The sequence below is a fragment of the Chitinophagales bacterium genome (assembly GCA_041392475.1).
Classification (GTDB): Bacteria; Bacteroidota; Bacteroidia; order Chitinophagales; family UBA2359; genus JAUHXA01.
Window position 1 is genome coordinate 666,642 of sequence record JAWKLZ010000001.1, and the last position, 15,070, is coordinate 681,711.

Here is a 15,070-nt window from a genome sequence, read left to right on the forward strand (position 1 = left end):
TTTTAGGCTGTTATTTGGTTCTGATTTCTTTTTCAATTCGCTTTACCCGTATTCCGTACTCCGATGCTTCAATTTTGGTCTCAAAATGTTTGGCATAGACGTAGGTGAATTCTGCTCCCAGAAGTACGATTTGAGCGGCATAGTAGGCCCAAATTAGCAAAGCGGCGAGAGAGCCTGCTGCGCCAAAAGTATTGGTAATCTCACTGTTGCCGATGTAGAATCCAATAAGGGATTTGCCGATGGTAAACAGAACGCCTGTGAACAAAGCACCGATCCAGACATCACGCCATTTGACGTTGGCATCAGGTAAACCTTTGAAGAGGATGGCGAAAAGAAAACTGGGTATGATGAGGGAAGATAAAATGCTTGAAATAGTTAATAAAATTTCCGAAATTTCGGGAATGATGGTCAATATTTTTTCACTAAAAGCTGCAATGAAGGTATTGATAATGAGTGCTACAAGTAGTATGAATCCGATGGAAATAACCATGGCAAAAGATAAAAAACGGTCAATGGCAAATTGAATAATACCGTTTCGAGGACTTGCTTTCACTCCCCAAATGATGTTGAGTGCGCCTTTTAGTTCTACGAAAACGCCAGTAGCTCCAAAGAAGAAAGTACCAATTCCGATAATGGTGGCACTGTAAGATGAGCCACTTCGGTAGGCATTTTCAACCAATGCTTGTACTTGGATGGCTGCTTTGGCTCCTAATAAGGAATTGAGTTCATTAAAAATGTTGCCACGAATGGCTTCTTCACCAAAAAAAATGCTAACCAATGCAATGGTGATAACGATGACGGGCCCAAATGAGAACATAGTAAAATAGGCAATGGATGCACCTAAAGATAGAATGTTATCTTTAATGGCCTCGTCAATTACTTCTAAGGCAAAAGAATAGAAGTTTTTTAAGTATCGAATCATGTATAAGAAAATAATACAATAATGGCAAAAACTGAAAAAATAGATGTTTTATCAAAAGCAAAACAGCATATTAACCAATTGTTTAAGAAACAATCTTCTACGAAATTAGTTTATCATACTTACAACCATACACTGGAAATATTAGATGTATGTGAAGATATGGCACAATACTACGAATTATCCCAAAGAGATAAAGAAATATTGATGCTGGCAGCGTGCTTCCAAAATACAGGTTATATGGCGGATTATAGAGACCATGATAACGAAAGTATAATTATTGCCGAAGATTTTTTAATGGAATTGGACTATCCTAAAGAAAAATTGGATAGGGTGTTGGTATTGATTCGCAATTCTTCACTAACAGACCATCCTGGTAATCTATTGCAGGAGATTCTACACGATGCGAATTTAATGCACATTGGTAAGAAAGATTTTTTTAGGAAAGGAACTTTGCTTCGGATTGAAGTGGAGCAGAATTTAGGTGAAAGCCACACTGCTTCAGAATGGGAACAGATTGAGTTGGATTTTTTATTGGACAACGAGTTTTTTACTCAATATGCAGTCGAAAAGTTTAGCTCAAGAAGAGCGAAAAATATCAAGAAACAACATGGTAATTTACTGAAGTCGAAACAAAATCGCAAAAAGAAAAAAGCAGGAAAAAGTTTTGGTCGGGGCATTGAAACGTTGTATAGAGCAACATATCGAAACCATATCAACTTGAGTTCGATTGCAGATGCAAAAGCTAATATGATGATTAGTATCAACACAATCATCATGTCGGTTATCATTACTTTTGCAGGAACGGGATTCACTATTTCGAGTAGCATGATGATAGAACGGTATCGGTTCATTGTTCCAATCATGGTTCTTTTGGTGGCTTCACTTATTTCGGTAGTTTTTGCAGTACTTTCAGCTCGTCCAAAGGTGACGGAAAAGACGATGACAGAGAAGAAATTGAAGGAACGAAAATCGAGTGTTTTGTTTTTTGGTAATTTCACGCAGATACCATTGGAGAAATTCGTAGAGTTTTTGAATAACTTCAAGATGGACCAGAAACTACTGTATGACAACATGAGTGTTGATATTTATTATCTGGGTTTGGTTTTGGAAAGAAAGTATAAACTACTGCGAATTTCTTACAATACCTTTATGGGAGGCTTGGTAATCAGCGTGCTTACGTTTATTGTTATTTTTATTTATACTACTACGTAAGTGAATATATTAAAATTTTCAACTAAATCATTGATGTTTTTTTATGTTTAACTCCACTATATTTTTCCGCTTTTTTACCCGTTTACGCTTCTGCTTTGTGTGCCTTATTGCCATATTGGGGAGCTTATTTTTATTAACTGCAACAGTTCAAGGAAGTATTGAATTAGATAAACATGATTTAGACAATGCAACGCTTATCACGGATTCCTTGAAGGCTGCAACAGAGGGTGACAGCACCATAGTAGTAGGCAGTACAAAATACAAGCGTAGTAAATTTGGATGTCTATTTTTTGGTAAACATTATCGAAAAGAATGGGCGACTCCTATCAAAGTGCCTTGTTTGGATATTACAACTGCAAAAGGTGGCTTGACACCTATCAAAAAAGGAGGTGGAATGCAAACCAAATCGCTTCGTTTCATTAGTAAGGATAGTGTAGAATACACTTTTCGGTCTATTGACAAAGATATTGGTGGGGCGTTGAAGCCTGTATTTCAAGGTACTTTTGTGGAGAATTTTCTACAAGATGGTATTTCTTCGGCGCATCCGTATGGTTTTTTGGTCGTTCCCTATTTAGCAGAGGCAGTGGGTATATTCCATACTACTCCAACAATTTATTATTTGCCTGCAACGGATTATTTGGGAGAATACAGGGAATCTTTTGGGGATATGTTGGGAATGTTGGAGGTTCGGCCGGATGATGATTTGTCTGCTTTTTCAAGATTTGGTTATTCTAAGAATGTGGTAAGCACTGATAAACTCTTTGAGAAACTACATGAAAATCAGGAAGATAAAGTAGATGCTTGGATGTATGCAAGAGCGAGGTTGTTGGACATGTTGATAGGAGATTGGGATCGGCATCAAGATCAATGGCGATGGGCAGAGTTTGAAAAAGACTCATACGCTATTTACCGTCCTGTGCCAAGAGATAGGGATCAAGCTTTTGTTCAGTTTGAAGGTTTACTACCGTGGCTGACGACTCGGAAATGGGCTATGCGTAAAATGAAACATTTTGGAGGGAAAGTAAACGATGTGAAGGGAATGACGATGCAGGCAAAAGATTTGGATCAATCATTTTTGAATGAATTTTCTATGGATGATTGGAAACTTATTTCAGATTCAGTCAAACAAGAATTAACAGATTCTATTATTGAACTGGCTGTTAGGCAATTGCCTGAACAAATTTTTAATATTTCGGGTAAAGAAATCATAGAAAAATTGAAGAGTAGGAGGAATGGATTGGTGGATTATGCGGTGAAGTTTTATCAAATTTTGGCAAAGAAAGCTGTATTGGTTGGCAGCAATGAGCAGGAATGGTTTGAAGTGGAACGCTTGGATGATAAGCAGACATCTTTGAAAATGTATGCAGTGGATGAAAATGGAAAGAAAGGAAGAATCCTTTATGAGAGGATTTTTTATAGTGTAGAAACTGATGAGATTCATTTATATGGACTGGGTGGTAATGATTGTTTTGAAGTATCGGGAGAGGTATCTAAAGGTATAAATTTATTTTTATCTGGCGGTAGTGGTTTGGATAGTTTTGAAAATAATTCAATTGTACGAAAAGGAGGTAATAAATTGGTTGTGTACATTGATGAACAAGAAGTGGGTTATGTAAAAGAAGATAAAATGATGGAGGTTGAGTTGTTAGAAAAAAAGTAGTATATTTCGACTTTTTTTACTATTAACAACTCAATCAATGGAATTTGTCTTAAGTTCATATCACTCACAAGAAGTAGTACAAAAAATTGCGGGTATAGCGAGTGTAGATTACAATATAGATTGTGATGAAGCTATATTGAAGCTACCTGAAAAAATGGGAGAAGGAGAAATTAGAGCTGTTCATTTCAATGATGGCGTAAAGTTATTGACTTTCAATTGTACTTTGTATGAAATGATGAGTATTGAGTACGAAAACTCAGAATGTGTGCCTCTTCGACTCATTTACTGTTCATTGGGCGAAGTTGTACACTCAATGGGAGAAAATGGACAATACCAATTGAATACCTACATGGGATCGATTGCTTGTGCTAAATGTGATGAAGTAGAGCGATTTAGATTTCCTTCAAATATTCCTTTACTGATTACGATTATTCAAATAGATAGAGCAAAATACATTAATAAAATAGAGTGCAATCTGCCTGATTTGCCTGAACAGTTTTCAAAACTACTGTCGGATGTTGATGGAGAGGTTTCTTTTCTGCATCAAAGCAATTACAGTTATGTCATATCTGAAAGTTTAGATACGATGAATCAGTGTGAACATACAGGAATGGTGCGGCGTATTTTTTTGGAATCCAAAACATTGGAGGTGCTTTCTATGCAAATAAATCAATATGATGATGATATGAATTTTGAAGGGAAGCGTGTTTTGTTGAAGCAATATGATGTAGATAAAATAGTGAAAGCGAGAGACATTTTGGTCGAAGATATTCAGGATTCGCCCAAAATTACAGATTTGGCACGCTTGGCAGGTATCAATCAACAAAAGCTAAAGCAAGGCTTCAAGTTGGTATTTGGTACAACAATCAATCGCTATCTAAGGAACTATCGAATGAGCAAAGCCAAGATACTGTTATTAGAAGGAAGCTTTAATATTGGAGAAATTTCGGAAAAGGTGGGTTATTCCAATGCAAGTCATTTTTCTAAATGCTTCAAGGAAAAATATGGCGTTCAACCCAAAGAATATGCTAAAAAAGTGATGACTGAGATTACAACATAATAATTCATAGTAGTAGTAATTCTATTTGAGGTACAATGTGTTCGGATTGGGTTGTGAGTTATTCTACATTTGTATTTATCTTTGGTTTATGAAAAGATTACGGAATGTAGCAAGGATTTTTTGAGTAACATCAAGATATATTTTCTCATTAGAAAACAATTGGAGTAGGTTGAAAAATAATATTGAGATTTACTTTTTGGCAATCCTATCGATTTTTTTCATTAATTCATAAAACCCTCCTAAAAACCTTATTACAAGGCTTTTGTCAATAATTTTTTAATTTGACAAAAGCCGTTTTTTAGTTCTTTGACATTATTACATTAATATAATTTTATTTTATTAAATTGTATATCGAGGTAAACAAAAAATTAGTTGATGTGTTTTAATATCATAACCTATTAATAATCCTACTATGGTAATTCCTTTATACTGCTTCATTAATTATAGTTTTTAGTATCCATTGAATTTTCTTAATCAAGCTAATCTAATCCATTAGGTATATTTTAGTGGTCACTTGTTTCAATAATCTTTATAAGATTGTATGCCGAAAACTATCATTTAGGCAGTGTAAGTACATAAAATATATCTTTTATTGCATTTAATGCTCATAACAATAGGAGTAAACCATGTTTTATATACTGAATTTTAATGGATGGCAGTATATTGACCGCCTCCCATAGTAGAACATTTATCATCACTTTTAAAATTCTCCAACTTATGGCTACCAATCAATCTTATTCGACATTATCTAAAGCTGTTGAAGGGCTTCAACATAGGGGGTTTAGCAATAGTTTTAAAGTAGTAAACAACGAGATGATTTGCATTGATTCTAACAAAACAGTATATCCTAAAGATGTTCACATTGTTGAATTTCATCGCTTTGAAGGTGAATCAAATCCAAGTGATATGTCAATTGTATATGCGGTTGAATGCAAGAACGGTGATAAGGGTATCATAGTAACCGCTTATGGCATGTATGCAGATATGGAGTTGGTGGAGTTTATAAAAGCAGTGGAATTGAATAGTGAAGAAATGATTCATAGCAACGAATAACTTGTTGGTATAGTGATATACACAACCCTTTTTTAACCTAAAAAACAAAAAATGTCAAAGAACAAAAGTATGACAACCGCAAAAAGACTTGGATTTACTAAAGAGGAAACTGCAAAAGTAGTAAATCCTTTGAATGAGTTATTGTGTAACTATCATGTTCATTATCAAAAGCTTAGAAATTTTCATTGGAATGTGAAAGGAGGAGATTTTTTCGATCTTCACGAAAATTTTGAGTTATTGTATGACATGGCAAAACTGAATATAGATGAAATTGCGGAGCGTATCCGAGTTTTCAATCATACACCTATTAGTACCTTAAAAGAATATTTAGAAAAATCTACCATAAAAGAAGTTGGTACAGATTTGAGTGGAGATAAAATGGTTGAAGAAGTGATGGACGATTTCGAAAATTTGCTCACATATCTAGTTGCCAGTACCGAAGCGGCATCAGAAATTGGTGACGTTGGAACAATTGATCTTATCAATAATATTATTAAAGGAATGGAGAAAAAACACTGGATGCTCCGTTCTTTTTTGGAGAAATAACACAATGCCATTTAGTAGTGTAATTTAGAAATGGGGTAGCAGGAACATTGTTCTTGCTCCCATTTCGTTTTTTTTAACAAATTTGGAAAATCCATCCAAGAACATTATATTGAGAATAATTTATTCAAATTTTTTAACACCTAAAAACATTATTCTTATGCGATTTCTCATTTCTATCTTACTGAATGGATTAGCCGTTTTTTTGGCTTCAAAACTTATGGACGGCGTATCTGTTGCGGGATATGGAGAAGCGATTATTGTAGGGATTGTACTTGGATTAATCAATACATTTATCAAACCCATCATTACATTGTTCACACTCCCTATTACAATTCTTACGCTTGGTCTTTTTCTTTTGGTAATCAATGGCGCGATGGTTTTATTTACGGATTCCCTAATAGATGGATTTTCTGTAAGTGGACTTGGAGTAGCGATAGTTTTTTCTATCCTTTTAGCCATTCTCAACTATATTTTGGGAATGTTTGTAAAGTAGAAAATAGGAATTTGGTTCAAATAGCATTTATTTTTTGCTTTGCCAAAATAATATCTGCTTTGTCGGCAGCGGGAGTATCTTGTTGCTCAGGAGCCTCCTTTTGATAGCAAAGTTGAATAAAAATAGGAAAATGATCTGAACCACATCGATATAATCGTTTTAATGTCAATAATTTGAAATGATTTGAGTGAAAAACGTGATCCAAAGGACATCGAAACATTGGATACTGGGCATGAAATGAATTATAGAAACCACGACCAATTCTCGGATCTAATAATTCACTGATTCTCAAAAACAATTTTGAAGTGTAAGACCATGCAACATCATTTAAATCGCCGGCAACAATCACTGGCATTTCCTGATGTCGAACTTTTTTGCCAATCAACAACAATTCGGCATCTCTTTCAGTAGATTGTAAACTTTCTCCTGGAACGGGAGGTTTTGGATGCAATCCATAAAATTGAACCATTTGTTTAGAAGGCAACTCAATTTTGGTGTGAAAGGAGGGAATATTCTCTTCTACCAAAAAGTTGATATGAGAATCGGTAAGCACATATTTTGAAAAAAGTAGCATCCCATAGGTATTATCTACAGGATATTCCATTTTGAACGGATAATTTTGGTCTAATACTTCAACTTGTTGTTTCCACCAATTATCTGTTTCTACTAGCAATATTAAATCAGGTTGATTTTCTTTTACCAATTGCAGAAACTCATCAGATTTTTTGTTGTACATATAAACGTTGAAAATGAGCAAACTGATGCTATTGTGTTCTTCTCTCGAGTCACAATTCAAAGACTGCTTAGGAAAAAAGTAGGTGTAGGGAACAATGATATAACCATGATATAAAATACAAGTAAGCATGCTCAGCAATAAGAACCATTCATGAGGCGTATTGAAGCCTATAAATAGAAAGCAAAGAAACAAACAAACGATAGAAAAAACAGTGAATTGAATCTTGGGGTAATCAAAAACTCTAATCCACCAAGCATCACGTTTGACGAAAGGAATAAGCGTAAAGAGTACTGATAACCAGCTTAAAATGATAATGATTGTTTTCATGCAACAATGTATTTTTTTTTACAACGCCATCAATGATTCTTGACATTTGAGTATTGTGAGCATTGAATATCGGCATTAATTGCAGCAAAAATAATATGCACTACAATCAATAGCTTTGATTTGAAATGAAGAAGGATGGATTTTCAAAAAAGTTCACTTTTTTAAAAGTTTTTATAAACAAAATTCATCTTAGCTTGTTTTATTGATACAAGTTGTTGCATAAAATAATGCAAACACCCTATTACCATAACCTAAAATACCTATATGAGTTGATATATTACTTTCCTATTCTTTAGCAAGATTCCAATGTTTTTTTTTGTTTATTTTAATTTTTTTGAATCTTCATAATCCAAACTCACAAAAATCTCGTAAATACTTCTATCACTAAAACAATTCCAATTAAATTTTTCTACACTACTATTATTGGCTTCTTGCATTACCATTTTTTTTACCTAAAAACAACCTTATTTATGTCAACATCTTATGTTCAGCAACAACTTCCTTCAGTAGAAAAATATTTGTTAAACTTCGCTTACTATATGACGAAGAGTAGCAGCGAAGCCCAAGATTTATACCAAGATACAGTACTAAAAGTATTAACCAAAGGTCATCTTTTCAAGCAAGGTACTAACTTCAAAGCTTGGTGCGCTACGATTATGCGAAATCTATTTATCAATGGTTATCGTCGTAAGAAAAGAGCCAACATAGTTTTAGACCATTCTGATAATAATTTTTATATCAATAGTGGTAAAACAGTCTCTAATGACGGTGAATGGAAAGTTTCTTATGAGGAACTGGTGCAATTGGTAAATGTACTGCCCAAAACCTTATCTGTACCTTTCGTGATGCGGTTTAGAGGTTATAAATATGATGAGATTGCAGAGGCACTTGATTTACCAATGGGAACAGTCAAAAGCCGCATCTTCTTGGCAAGAAGACAACTCAAAAAACAATTCAATCAAAGAATGAAATAATCAGTTAGTTAATTCTAAAGTAAAAGGGCAGATTCTTAGTGGAGTCTGCCCTTTTGTTGTAGTAGAAATATTCTTGAATAGAAAATATCAATATCACCACACAGATGTCACTAAATTTCCCCAAAACGAAGGCTTGTTGATACTATAAGCGGTAGTATATTTTTGCTTCAAAAACAGGTCAATATCCTGTACCGTTACCCTGCCGTCCTTGTTGACATCCAGTCCTTTGTTCATTTCATAAGGTTTAGAAGGCTCTGCATATAGCGTGTAGCAGTAATCTTCTCCCAATGCTTTTGGGTACAGCACAGCCAAATACAAATCGGTAAGCGTTTCATACTGTTTGTATTGTTTTCGTTTGGCATCAAAATAAGCATACACATAATCCAATTGCTGAACGTGGTTCAGGTTTCGGAGTTTGGCAGTCGTAATGTCAAAATCCTCGGCCGTAGTAGGCATAAATTGAATCAAACCCGTTGCGCCGCTCCCTTTGAAGTTGGCAACCGATGCATCAAAACGTGATTCGGAGTGCATCACAGCCATCAACCACTCAGGAGGAACACGTAGTTTGTGGCATATACTTCTTACCTTTTGTTCGAAATCGCCCACATCATACACAAATGGTTCGGCTGTTTCGAGCAAATACAATCGTTGTGGTTCGTTGTTGCGGTGTTTTTGGATAGTCCAATTGCTGAATGTGTAAGTCGCAAAATTGGAGAGCAAAATAAACACCACAATCACCTTCAAATATTGTTTGGCCAACGCCTGATACAGTCTTTTTCTGTCAAATTTTATAAGATTCATCCTTCCAAGATTTAAGCAGTAAATAATAAAATTTTCCGTTCAACACTAAGATACGCTAAAAACGAAAGAGTTGAAAATCTGTAACTTGACTGTAATGTGGATAAAAAAAATGAAAGAAGCTTTTATAGGAAGATTGGTGTATTGAGTGTTTACAAGAACGTCTAATTGACTATGGTGAGTGTGCATAATAAGGGAAAGGGAAGTGGATAATTTGTTGAAAAGAAAATGGGGAAACTTCAACTAAGACAACAGAATCTTCCACAAAATCAATCACACAGTCAGGAGTCTTCACTGAAGTAAATAAAAAAATCCTTATTTATTGCTTATCAACAAATAAGGATTTTTAAAGAAAGATACTTTCAAGTTCAGTTAATAAGTCGCCAAACTCGTATCTACCTCTTTTGCATAGGCCAATACGCCGCCCTTCAAATTGTAAAGGTTGTCAAAATCAGTTATTTTCTCCAATTCACGAATAGCATCAGCACTGCGTTTGCCACTTCTACAATGAATAATGACCTGTTTATCCCTTGCGATTCGGTGTACATTCTCTGCAATTTGACCCAGTGGAATCAATTCTCCTTCAATGTTCACAATCTCGTATTCATAAGGTTCACGAACATCAATGAGCTGAAAATCAATGCCTTTTTTGATAAGGCTTTGAAGATTTTTGACGGTAACTTCTTTCACAGGTTTTTCCTCCAAATTTGCCCCAGGAAGTTTGACATCACAAAACTCCACATAATCAATCAAACTTGTTTGAGTAGGATTTTCACCCGTCAAAGGATTATTTTTACTCCTTCTCACCTTCAATGTGCGAGTTTCAAACGTAGCCGCATCGTACAAAAATAGCCGTCCTGAAAGGGTTTTACCCACTCCAGTAATCACCTTAATCACCTCCAATGCTTGCATACTGCCAATAATACCAGGCAATACGCCAATCACACCACCCTCCGAACAGTTGGGAACCAATTCGGCAGGAGGCGGTTCGGGAAACAAATCACGGTAGTTAGGGCCCGCTTCCCCATTTTCATCTGTATAATTGAAGACCGAAACCTGTCCTTCAAAGCGAAAAATAGATGCATACACATTGGGTTTACCCAACAATACGCACGCATCATTCACCAAATAGCGTGTTGGAAAATTGTCTGTGCCATCCGCCACCAAATCGTAATCTTTGAAGATTTCGAGGGCATTGTCGGAAGTCAAACGCTGATTGTGAAGAATAAAATTTATGTGTGGATTAAGTGTTTCCAATCGTTTTTTTGCTGCTTCAACCTTGGGCTGTCCCACATTGTCCACCGAAAACAAGACCTGACGTTGAAGATTGCTGTCATCCACTACATCAAAGTCCACAATACCAATCGTACCCACACCTGCAGCCGTTAGATACAGCAACAACGGACTGCCCAATCCTCCCGAACCAATCACCAACACCTTTGCAGCCTTTAGTTTTCGCTGTCCTTCAATGTTGAATTCTGGGATGATAATGTGTCGGCTATACCGCTCTAATTCCTCTTTTGAGAATTGAATATTTTTTGCTCTGCCGTTTAATAATGACATATTTATTGTTGTTTTTTTAATCTTAGATTGTACCTTAAACTTGAGTTTTATCAACTTATTCCCCCTGCAATGGCGGGAACAATGCTAATAACTGAGTTGTCATCTACCACTGTATCAGCCCCTTCTAACTCGTTGATGTCTTCATCACCAACATAAACCCGAATGAAAGAGCGAATATTACCTGTTCCATCAAGGATTTGCTGACCAAGAGTAGCGTTTTTTATTACCAAACTATCTACAACTGCTTGAACAGTTGTACCATCAGATTCAAAAGTAGATTGACCGTTTGTGAATTTTCTCAACGGTGTTGGAATAATTATTTTAGCCATTTTTTTATGTGTTTATGTTTGTTTGATTAATGTATTAATATTTTGTTTCCGAAACGGAAGCAATTTGAGGAACAATTCCTGATTCTATACTCCTCGCTCCTTGTATTTTATATATATTGACCTTTTCCTCCTCAAATTCCCGTACATCTTCCTTCAACCTCCAAGACTGAACCGTATTTAACTTTCCCTTCATTACCGAAATAATAACATACGAAAAGTAAGGCATTGCTTTCGCTAAGTCATGTATTGAAGCAACAGAAGGATGATTGGGATGAGAGTGGTAAACACCCAGAAGCAACAAGCCATTTTGAAGTGCAAATTGCTCGGCTTTCATATAATCAAAAGGGGATATTTCAAAACGCCTTCTTTGGTCACCTTCTTTGCTGTTCACTACAGGCTTGGCAATAGTGATGATGCGTTCATTTTCATTCTCACTTCCATAGAAAAAACCGCAGCACTCATTGGGAAAAGCATTGAGCGCATCTGCAATCATAACCTCGGAGGCTTCTTCTGTAATGTTTAATAGTTGGTTAGACATTGTGAATTTTATATTTTATTTTATCCAAAAATGTGTTTCAATACTTCACCATATTTATCTGCATTATCAGGAAAAACGGTGACAATTACTCCTTCTTCAATCTGTTCGGCCACTTTCACTGCGCCCGCTAAATTTGCAGCAGCAGAGGGACTCAATAAAATCCCTTCTTTTCGGGCAAACCGTTTGATCCATTCGTAAGACTCCATAGTGTCGACTGTCAAATTTTGATTGGCAATGCTACTATCATAAATTTTAGGAACTTTCGCTGTTTCCAAATGTTTCCAGCCTTCCATTCCGTGTAGTGCCAACTCAGGCTGCAATGAAACCGTCTGAATATTGGGGTTCAACAACTGCAATTTTCGACTTGTGCCTACAAATGTACCCGTAGTTCCCAAACCTGCCACAAAATGTGTGACTGTTCCATTGGTTTGTTGATAGATTTCTTCGGCAGTTGTGTAGTAATGTGCTTTCCAATTGTTGTCGTTTGCATATTGGTCGGCATAATAATATTGTTCTGGAAGTGCGTCCTTCATTTCAAGTGCTTTCACTTGCGAACCATCAGTTGCTTCAAAGCGAGAAGTATAGGTGATGTTCGTTCCCAATGATTTGAGAATCAATTTGCGCTCTTGTGAAGCATTTTCGGGAAGACAAAGTGTGACATTTACGCCAAGTGCGGCCCCAATTGAAGCATAGGCAATGCCTGTATTTCCGCTAGTAGCATCCAAAAGGTGCATACCTGCTTTGATTTTGCCGTTCAAAATAGCTTGTTTGAAAATATTGAAGGCAGGGCGAGCTTTCACACTGTTACCGAGTTGCTGCCATTCTAGTTTGGCAAAGATTCTAACACCTCGTTTTCGATAGGCATTGCGAATCTCCAACAATGGCGTATTGCCGATAAGATGTTCTATCTCATTGATTCTCTTGATTAATCCAGAATTGGATGATATTTGTATTGCAGTCATTTTTTAATTTTTTGGCATAAAAAAAAGCCTTTTCACTACTACTTTAGCGAAAAGGCTCTATTTTTTTAGATGGATTATTTGCGTATTATTCACATATTTTTCCCCTTTCACCAAAGTAGCGATTCATGCAACAACAGCAGCAGCAATAATTAGCGATAAGTGTGAAGGAAAAAATCATGTTTAATTCTGTTTTACCATCCTGAAGATGGAATTACTTATATTTAATTATCAACAATAAAAAGGTTGAATGGTTGTATAGAAGCATAAAAAAAGCCTTTCCATTTTTTTTGTGGAAAGGCTTTTTGGGGTATATCCCATACAATGATATATCCTCTCCGTTTAATAGCAGATTAAACAACAACAGCAACACAAAAAATATGTATAACCTGTTTTCATAGGAGAGGATGTAAATTTCTTTTTTTATTAAGCTGCTAATATAAGTTGTTTTTTGATATAGTGGCTAATAATGAACTTATTTTTTTGTATTTTTTTAAAAAAGCAAATCGTGGAATGCTATTCGCCTAATAAAGTAGTATTTTTGCATCTTCAAATTCTAAAACATATTTTTTGTTATTATGCACAATAATATAAAATCTAAAAAGTTGTATCAAGAAGCACTCGGGTATTTTCCAGGAGGAGTCAATTCTCCTGTTCGAGCCTTCAAATCTGTTAATGGAACACCACTATTTATAAAAAAAGGAGATGGATGTCGAATGACAGATGAAGACAATCATACTTATATTGATTTTTGCTGTTCTTGGGGACCTTTGATTTTAGGGCATAACCACCCAAAAGTGAAAACTGCCATCATTGAAGCAGTGGAGAAAGGTACTTCATTTGGTACACCAACAGCGTATGGAAACAAGTTGGCAAAATTGATTTTGGCCAACAATCGTTTTATCGAAAAAATACGATTTGTCAGTTCAGGGACAGAAGCAGTGATGTCTGCCATTCGATTGGCGAGAGGGGCAACGGGCAAGAATAAGGTGATTAAGTTTGAAGGGTGTTATCATGGTCATGTTGATCATTTGTTGGTCAAAGCTGGATCAGGATTGGTGACTTTTGGAGTTTCTTCTTCAGCAGGTGTTCCCGAATCTTTTGCTCGTGAAACGATTGTGATACCATTGAACGATGCAGATGCGTTGAGTCAAGCATTTGAAGATTATAAAGATGATATTGCGGCGGTGATAGTGGAGCCGATTCCTGCCAACAATGGACTTTTGCTTCAAGACAAATCATTTTTAGAATTACTGCGAGCAAAATGTACTGAATACCAATCAATGCTTATTTTTGACGAGGTGATTTCGGGTTTTAGAGTGGGGTTTGAAGGAGCAGCAGGTTATTATAATATTGCACCTGATATTATTACCTATGGCAAAATAATAGGAGGTGGAATGCCTGTTGGTGCGTATGGGGCGAGTAAGGAGATAATGGGTTTTGTGGCACCAGATGGTCCTGTTTATCAAGCAGGTACTTTGTCTGCAAATCCCGTGGCAATGGCGGCTGGTGCAGCGCAACTACAAGAATGTCTTGCCGAAAATTTCTATGAAGGATTGGAGGAGAAAACCAAAATATTTGTGGATACTATCAATGGATATGCAAAAGAGAAAGGCTATCCTTTTCATTTGTTTTCTATTGGTTCCATTTTCTGGATTGCTTTTACGGATGCGGATAAGGTGCAGCGGTCAGATCAAATTGAAGCGGGTAAAATGAACTATTTCAAAGAATTGCATCAATATTTGTTGGAGAATGGTGTGTATATAGGACCTTCGGGATATGAGGTAGGTTTTGTATCCTCAGCTCATTCTACAGAAGATTTGGAGCGAGCTGCTGTGATTATGTGTCAGGCATTGGATAATATTTTTTGATTTGCTTTTGATTTTCAGCGACGTTTGAT

15 protein-coding genes are annotated in these 15,070 nt (G+C 36.0%); 8 read left to right on the forward strand and 7 right to left on the reverse strand.

The features are described 5' to 3' along the window. Positions 1-10 precede the first annotated feature (10 nt). Entirely contained in the window at positions 11-922 is a 912-nt protein-coding gene (locus R3E32_02415) for a YihY/virulence factor BrkB family protein (GenBank protein ID MEZ4883564.1), read from the reverse strand. A gap of 21 nt (positions 923-943) precedes the next feature. Between R3E32_02415 and R3E32_02420 the strand changes: the two genes are divergently transcribed. The 6 genes from R3E32_02420 to R3E32_02445 all read left to right on the forward strand — a co-directional run bounded on the left by R3E32_02420 (position 944) and on the right by R3E32_02445 (position 6,946). Then, positions 944-2,134, forward strand: a complete 1,191-nt coding sequence (locus tag R3E32_02420) for a DUF5706 domain-containing protein (protein MEZ4883565.1) — start codon at positions 944-946, stop codon at positions 2,132-2,134. Between the two features lie 43 nt (positions 2,135-2,177). After that, the gene (locus R3E32_02425; protein MEZ4883566.1) at positions 2,178-3,794 is read left to right on the forward strand and encodes a hypothetical protein; all 1,617 of its coding nucleotides are present in this window, start codon (positions 2,178-2,180) and stop codon (positions 3,792-3,794) included. Between the two features lie 37 nt (positions 3,795-3,831). Next, entirely contained in the window at positions 3,832-4,854 is a 1,023-nt protein-coding gene (locus R3E32_02430; protein MEZ4883567.1) for an AraC family transcriptional regulator, read from the forward strand. Positions 4,855-5,571: 717 nt separating this feature from the next. Continuing rightward, entirely contained in the window at positions 5,572-5,907 is a 336-nt protein-coding gene (locus R3E32_02435) for a phosphoribosylpyrophosphate synthetase (GenBank protein ID MEZ4883568.1), read from the forward strand. Positions 5,908-5,976: 69 nt separating this feature from the next. After that, the gene (locus R3E32_02440) at positions 5,977-6,453 is read left to right on the forward strand and encodes a Dps family protein (GenBank protein MEZ4883569.1); all 477 of its coding nucleotides are present in this window, start codon (positions 5,977-5,979) and stop codon (positions 6,451-6,453) included. A gap of 157 nt (positions 6,454-6,610) precedes the next feature. Beyond that, on the forward strand, positions 6,611-6,946 hold the full coding sequence (locus tag R3E32_02445) for a phage holin family protein (GenBank protein ID MEZ4883570.1): 336 nt from the start codon (positions 6,611-6,613) through the stop codon (positions 6,944-6,946). A gap of 16 nt (positions 6,947-6,962) precedes the next feature. Here the strand turns inward: R3E32_02445 and R3E32_02450 are convergent, their stop codons facing one another. Further along, the gene (locus R3E32_02450; GenBank protein MEZ4883571.1) at positions 6,963-8,009 is read right to left on the reverse strand and encodes an endonuclease/exonuclease/phosphatase family protein; all 1,047 of its coding nucleotides are present in this window, start codon (positions 8,007-8,009) and stop codon (positions 6,963-6,965) included. A 470-nt stretch (positions 8,010-8,479) separates the two neighbouring features. Here R3E32_02450 and R3E32_02455 point away from each other — a divergent pair, with 470 nt between their 5' ends. Continuing rightward, on the forward strand, positions 8,480-8,983 hold the full coding sequence (locus R3E32_02455) for an RNA polymerase sigma factor (GenBank protein ID MEZ4883572.1): 504 nt from the start codon (positions 8,480-8,482) through the stop codon (positions 8,981-8,983). A 93-nt stretch (positions 8,984-9,076) separates the two neighbouring features. Here the strand turns inward: R3E32_02455 and R3E32_02460 are convergent, their stop codons facing one another. The 5 genes from R3E32_02460 to R3E32_02480 all read right to left on the reverse strand — a co-directional run bounded on the left by R3E32_02460 (position 9,077) and on the right by R3E32_02480 (position 13,173). Continuing rightward, on the reverse strand, positions 9,077-9,784 hold the full coding sequence (locus tag R3E32_02460; protein MEZ4883573.1) for a transglycosylase SLT domain-containing protein: 708 nt from the start codon (positions 9,782-9,784) through the stop codon (positions 9,077-9,079). A gap of 369 nt (positions 9,785-10,153) precedes the next feature. Further along, positions 10,154-11,344: a molybdopterin-synthase adenylyltransferase MoeB gene (gene moeB / locus R3E32_02465; protein ID MEZ4883574.1), complete on the reverse strand. Its 1,191-nt coding sequence runs from the start codon at positions 11,342-11,344 to the stop codon at positions 10,154-10,156. A gap of 50 nt (positions 11,345-11,394) precedes the next feature. Then, entirely contained in the window at positions 11,395-11,673 is a 279-nt protein-coding gene (locus R3E32_02470) for a MoaD/ThiS family protein (protein ID MEZ4883575.1), read from the reverse strand. A gap of 34 nt (positions 11,674-11,707) precedes the next feature. After that, positions 11,708-12,211, reverse strand: coding sequence for a M67 family metallopeptidase (locus R3E32_02475; protein MEZ4883576.1), 504 nt, complete (start codon positions 12,209-12,211; stop codon positions 11,708-11,710). Between the two features lie 20 nt (positions 12,212-12,231). Continuing rightward, complete coding sequence (locus R3E32_02480; protein MEZ4883577.1) at positions 12,232-13,173, reverse strand: cysteine synthase family protein; 942 nt, start codon at positions 13,171-13,173, stop codon at positions 12,232-12,234. Positions 13,174-13,748: 575 nt separating this feature from the next. Between R3E32_02480 and hemL the strand changes: the two genes are divergently transcribed. Then, positions 13,749-15,041: a glutamate-1-semialdehyde 2,1-aminomutase gene (gene hemL / locus R3E32_02485; protein ID MEZ4883578.1), complete on the forward strand. Its 1,293-nt coding sequence runs from the start codon at positions 13,749-13,751 to the stop codon at positions 15,039-15,041. Positions 15,042-15,070 lie beyond the last annotated feature (29 nt).